We start from the raw sequence: 5,333 nt of genomic DNA on the forward strand, positions 1-5,333 counted from the left end.
ACTGCGCGAACGCCGCCATCTCGCGATACTGCGCGAGCTCCAGCTTGATCGAGCCGGACACCTTCTTCATCGCCTTGGTCTGTGCGGCCGAGCCGACGCGGCTCACCGACAGGCCGACATTGATCGCCGGGCGGATGCCCGCGAAGAACAAGTCGGTCTCCAGGAAGATCTGGCCGTCGGTGATCGAGATGACGTTGGTCGGGATATAGGCCGACACGTCGCCTGCCTGCGTCTCGATGATCGGCAGCGCGGTGAGCGAGCCGCCACCCTCGCTGTCGTTCATCTTCGCCGCGCGCTCGAGCAGGCGCGAGTGGAGGTAGAACACGTCGCCGGGATACGCCTCGCGGCCCGGCGGGCGGCGCAGCAGCAGCGACATCTGACGATAGGCGACCGCCTGCTTCGACAGATCGTCATAGACGATCAGCGCATGCATGCCGTTGTCGCGGAAATACTCGCCCATCGCGCAGCCGGTATAGGGCGCGAGGAACTGGAGCGGCGCGGGATCGGACGCGGTGGCGGCGACGACGATGGAATAGTCCATCGCGCCGTTCTCGGTCAGCGTGCGGACCAGCTGCGCGACCGTGGAACGCTTCTGCCCGACCGCGACATAGACGCAGTAGAGCTTCTTCTTCTCGTCGTCGCCCGCGTTCACGCCCTTCTGGTTGATGAAGGCGTCGACCGCGACGGCCGACTTGCCGGTCTGGCGATCGCCGATGATGAGCTCGCGCTGGCCGCGGCCGACCGGCACCAGCGCGTCGATCGCCTTGAGGCCCGACTGCATCGGCTCGCTGACCGACTGGCGCGGGATGATCCCCGGCGCCTTGACCTCGACGCGGCTGCGCTCTGTGGTCTCGATCGGGCCCTTGCCGTCGATCGGATTGCCCAGCCCGTCGACCACGCGCCCGAGAAGCCCCTTGCCGACCGGCACGTCGACGATGGTGCCGGTGCGCTTGACGGTGTCGCCCTCGCGGATCTCGCTGTCCGAGCCGAAGATCACGACGCCGACATTGTCGGCCTCCAGATTCAGCGCCATGCCCTGCACGCCGTTGGCGAACTCGACCATCTCGCCCGCCTGGACATTGTCGAGGCCGTAGATGCGCGCGATGCCGTCACCGACCGAGAGCACCTGACCCGTCTCGGAGACCTGCGCCTCCGAGCCGAAATTGGCGATCTGGTCCTTGATGACCTTGGAGATTTCCGCGGCGCGGATGTCCATCGTATTCAGCCTTTCATGGCGCTGGCGAGCGCGTTCAAGCGGGTGCGGATCGAGGAGTCGATCATCTGCGAGCCGATGCGGACGACGAGGCCGCCGAGCAGCTGCGGGTCGACCGAGAGATCGACCGCCACCTCGCGGCCGAGCCGCAGCCGCAGCTGCTGCTTCAGCGCGTCGACTTGCGGCTCGGTCAGCGGGTGGGCGCTGGTGACCTCGGCGGTCGCCTCGCCGCGATGACGGGCGGCGAGCTGGCGGAAGGCGCGGATGATGCCGGGCAGCGCCGCCAGCCGGCGGTTCTCGGCGATCACGCCCAGGAAGCTGCGGGTGGTCGGATCGACGCCGAGCTGATCGGCGGTGGCGAGCGTCGCCTTCACCGCCGCGCCGCGCGCGACCAGCGGGCTCGCGGTCAGCTCGCGGAACTCGGGCGACTGATCGAGCGCATCGCGGACCGCCGCCAGGCTGTGCTCGACCGTCTCGACCGCCCGCGCGTCGCGCGCCAGCTCGAACAGCGCCAGCGCGTAGCGGCCGCCCAGGCTCGCCTGCACGCCCGCACCGATCTCGCCGCCCATAATACCGCCGGATGCCTCCACGCGAGTTCCACGCCCCTGTCGTCAGATGATTCGCGCCCATGGGAAAGGACCGCGCGGAAACGCGCTATCCGTTGGGCTGGCGGGCGGTTAGCATCGGGGGGGCGGGAGCGCAAGCCGGCCGCCGGGCATGGGGAAGACACGATGGGTCAGTTCGAGCGGATGACGATGAGCGACGGCGCGGACATCGCCGTCTATCGCGCGACGCCCGCCGGCGAGCGCCGCGGCGGCGTGGTGCTGGTGCAAGAGATTTTCGGGGTCACCGAGCACATCCGCGAGATGGCGGAGGACTATGCCGAGGACGGTTACGAGGTGCTCGCCCCTGCCCTGTTCGATCGCGAGCATCCCGATTTCGCGGCGGATTACGGCGGCGAAGGGCTCGCCGAGGGGGTCCGGCTGGCGCGCGACGCGCACCCGTTCGCGCTCAGCCTCGCCGACGTCCAGACCTGCGTGGACGCGCTGTCGCCCGGGGGGCCCGTGTTCGTGGTCGGCTATTGCTATGGCGGCTCGGTCGCGTGGTTCGCCGCCACCCGGATGCATGGTGTCGCCGCTGCGTCAGGCTATTATGGCGGGCAGGTGCCGGGCGCCGCCGACGAGGAGCCGAAGGTGCCGGTGGTCCTCCATTTCGGCCGCTACGACCGCAGCATCCCGATGGACGGCGTCGAGACGGTGATCGCCAAGGGATGGCCGCTCGCCCAAGTGCATGTCTACGAGGCCGGGCACGGCTTCAACTCCGACCGGCGCAAGGACTATCATGCGCCCTCCGCCGAGCTGGCGAAGGAGCGCACGCTGGCCCTGTTCAGGGCCAACGGGGATTAAGGCCGACCCGCGGCGAGCTTGTACACGAGGTTGCGGTCGCGCCGACCGACCGCCACGACGAGGATCACCAATGCCTCGTCCTCGACCCGATAGATCAACCGGTAGCCTGCCGGGCGCAGCCTGATCTTGCAACAGTCCTTCATGCCGGACAGCCGGGCCGACGCGATGCGCGGGCTGACGCGCGTTCCGCGAGCTCCTTCCTGAATTGCGCGCGGACGTTCCCGCCCAGACCGCGCCATTCCTTCAGCGCGTCCTCCAGGAAGTCGAGTTCATACGTCGTCGAAGCTGACCCGCGTGCGCGGCTGATCCGCCCGGGCGCGGACGATCTCGGCGAGCTCGATGTCCTCCAGCCGGTCCGTCAGCTCTTCCCACGCCTTGGCAGGCACCGACTAGGCCGCCGGCGTGTTGCGGTTGAGCACTACCACCGGAAAGCCACCCGCCGCGTCGATCACGGCGGAGGGGCTCTTCTTGAGATCGGAGATGCTGACGCCGGCACCGGCGAGGAGAGGTTCCGTCATGACCTGTCGAGAGGTTACGCAACTGGTCGGATCAAGATGGCTTTGGCCGCAAGCCGCGGGATGCGGGCAAGCGCATGGCGGCATACATCACCTGCATGGACATCACGCAAGACCAGGCCTGGACCGCTTTCGCGCAGCGCGACCGCACCGCGGACGGGCGGTTCGTCGTCGCCGTGCGGACGACCGGCATCTACTGCAAGCCGAGCTGCGCGGCGCGCCATCCCAAGCGGGAGAATGTCAGCTTCCACGCCACGCCGGAAGCGGCGCGCGCGGCAGGGTATCGCGCCTGTCTGCGCTGCCGGCCGGACGCGGTGGGGCGGGATCGGGTCGCGGTTGCCGAGGCCGTGCGGCTGCTCGACGCGGGCGAGGCTTCGGCGCTCGACGCACTGGCGGCGCGGGTCGGCTATGCGCCGCATCATTTCCATCGGCTGTTCAAGCGCGCGACCGGCCTGACGCCGGCGGCCTATGCCCGCGCGCGGCGCGCGGCCCGGGCCGGCGAGGCGCTGACGGAGGAAGGCACCGTGACGGAGGCGATCTACGCGGCGGGCTATGCGGCTCCGAGCCGGTTCTACGAGGGCGCGGGCGCGCGGCTCGGCATGACGCCGAGTGCCTGGGCGCGTGGCGGTGATGGCGTCACGATCCGCTGGACCGTGGCCCCAACCAGCCTGGGGCCGCTGCTGATCGCGGCCACCGACAAGGGGCTGTGCCGCATCGCGTTCGACGAGGATGCGGACGCGCTTGCCCGCCGTTTCCCCCGCGCCGCGATCGCCGCGGGCGGGGCGGCCCTGACCGACCTTGCCGCACAGGTCGTGGCGCAGGTCGAATCGCCCGCGCGCGACGCCGAGCTTCCGGCCGATGTGCGCGGCACCGCGTTCCAGGAGGCCGTCTGGCAGGCGCTGCGCTCGATCCCGCCGGGTGCGACGCTGAGCTACGCCGAACTCGCCGCGCGCGCCGGTCGGCCCGGTGCGGTCCGCGCCGCGGGCAGCGCCTGCGGAGCCAATCCGCTGGCGGTGGTGACGCCCTGTCATCGGGCCCGGCGGGGCGACGGCTCGCCCGGCGGTTATGCCTGGGGGCTGGAGCGCAAGGCGGCGCTGCTGGCGCGCGAGGCGGCGATGCTCAACGCGCCGGCACGCAGGCGTAGCTGAGCTTCTCGTTGGGCAGGCCCGGCAGCGCGGCGCGGATCGCCGCCTGCGCCCGGGCGAGGCGGGCGGCGTCGGCTTCGGCCGGGCTGGCGCGTGGAGCACGCGCGTCGCCACGCCCGCGCCGCGCCGTGCTTAGCCGAATCTAAACGTCTGCCCCCTACCCCGACGCGTAAAGACGAGGGTGTAGCCATGAGTGCGTTCGGGCGCCGCAGCGGCATGACGGGAGGGACGCGGCCCGCCTTCGGCGTGGCGCGCCCGATGCAGGGTGGCGGCGGCAAGGCGGACGCCGAGGCCGGCGCGCAGTTCCCGCCGCTCGACGCGCTCGCGCCGATCGCGCGCGAGGGCGACGGCGTCCCCGTCGATGCGATGCAGCGCCTGGCCGACCGCCAGGCGGCGTCCGGGGACGCGGGCACCAGCCGCGGCGAAGGGTTCGAGGCGTCGATCCACAAGATCAAGGAACAGGTCCTTCCCCGCCTGCTGGAGCGCGTCGATCCCGAGGCGGCCGCGACGCTGGGCAAGGACGAGCTGGCCGAGGAGTTCCGCCCGATCATCGGCGAGGTGCTCGCCGAGCTGAAGCTGACGCTCAACCGCCGCGAGCAGTTCGCCCTGGAGAAAGTGCTGGTCGACGAGCTGCTCGGGCTAGGACCGCTGGAGGAGCTGCTCGCCGACCCGTCGATCTCGGACATCATGGTCAACGGCCCCGACCAGACCTATGTCGAGCGCAAGGGCCGGCTGGAGCTGGCGCAGATCCAGTTCCGCGACGAGGAGCACCTGTTCCAGATCGCGCAGCGCATCGTCAACTCGGTCGGCCGTCGCGTCGACCAGACCACCCCGCTCGCCGACGCGCGCCTGAAGGACGGCAGCCGCGTTAACGTCATCGTGCCGCCCCTGAGCCTCCGTGGGACGGCGATTTCCATCCGCAAGTTTTCCGCCAAGCCGATCACGCTGGACATGATGGCGGGCTTCGGCAGCATGAGCCCGAAGATGGCGACCGCGCTGAAGATCGCGGGCGCCAGCCGCTTCAACATCGTCATCTCGGGCGGCACCGGCTCGG

At 70.6% G+C, this 5,333-nt stretch carries 7 protein-coding genes; 3 read left to right on the forward strand and 4 right to left on the reverse strand.

Annotated features, from left to right (window positions below):
• A partial coding sequence (atpA, locus tag ACFE64_RS14925) for a F0F1 ATP synthase subunit alpha (RefSeq protein ID WP_375393248.1) occupies positions 1 to 1,216 on the reverse strand: 1,216 nt, incomplete at its 3' end.
• A gap of 5 nt (positions 1,217 to 1,221) precedes the next feature.
• Entirely contained in the window at positions 1,222 to 1,782 is a 561-nt protein-coding gene (locus ACFE64_RS14930) for a F0F1 ATP synthase subunit delta (protein ID WP_375393254.1), read from the reverse strand.
• A gap of 162 nt (positions 1,783 to 1,944) precedes the next feature.
• Here ACFE64_RS14930 and ACFE64_RS14935 point away from each other — a divergent pair, with 162 nt between their 5' ends.
• Positions 1,945 to 2,619, forward strand: a complete 675-nt coding sequence (locus tag ACFE64_RS14935; protein WP_375393249.1) for a dienelactone hydrolase family protein — start codon at positions 1,945 to 1,947, stop codon at positions 2,617 to 2,619.
• Here ACFE64_RS14935 and ACFE64_RS14940 read toward each other — a convergent pair.
• The gene (locus ACFE64_RS14940) at positions 2,616 to 2,858 is read right to left on the reverse strand and encodes a type II toxin-antitoxin system RelE/ParE family toxin (protein WP_375393250.1); all 243 of its coding nucleotides are present in this window, start codon (positions 2,856 to 2,858) and stop codon (positions 2,616 to 2,618) included. The genes ACFE64_RS14935 and ACFE64_RS14940 overlap by 4 nt on opposite strands.
• A 150-nt stretch (positions 2,859 to 3,008) precedes the next feature.
• Positions 3,009 to 3,137, reverse strand: coding sequence for a hypothetical protein (locus ACFE64_RS14945; RefSeq protein WP_375393251.1), 129 nt, complete (start codon positions 3,135 to 3,137; stop codon positions 3,009 to 3,011).
• A gap of 95 nt (positions 3,138 to 3,232) precedes the next feature.
• Here ACFE64_RS14945 and ada point away from each other — a divergent pair, with 95 nt between their 5' ends.
• Both ada and ACFE64_RS14955 read left to right on the forward strand, forming a co-directional pair.
• A complete protein-coding gene (gene ada, locus ACFE64_RS14950) occupies positions 3,233 to 4,282 on the forward strand; it encodes a bifunctional DNA-binding transcriptional regulator/O6-methylguanine-DNA methyltransferase Ada (RefSeq protein ID WP_375393252.1) in 1,050 nt (349 codons plus the stop codon).
• A gap of 186 nt (positions 4,283 to 4,468) precedes the next feature.
• On the forward strand, positions 4,469 to 5,333 hold an 865-nt coding region (locus ACFE64_RS14955), incomplete at its 3' end, for an ATPase, T2SS/T4P/T4SS family (protein ID WP_375393253.1).

The sequence above is a fragment of the uncultured Sphingomonas sp. genome (assembly GCF_964250165.1).
In the GTDB taxonomy this organism is placed as follows: Bacteria; Pseudomonadota; Alphaproteobacteria; order Sphingomonadales; family Sphingomonadaceae; genus Sphingomonas.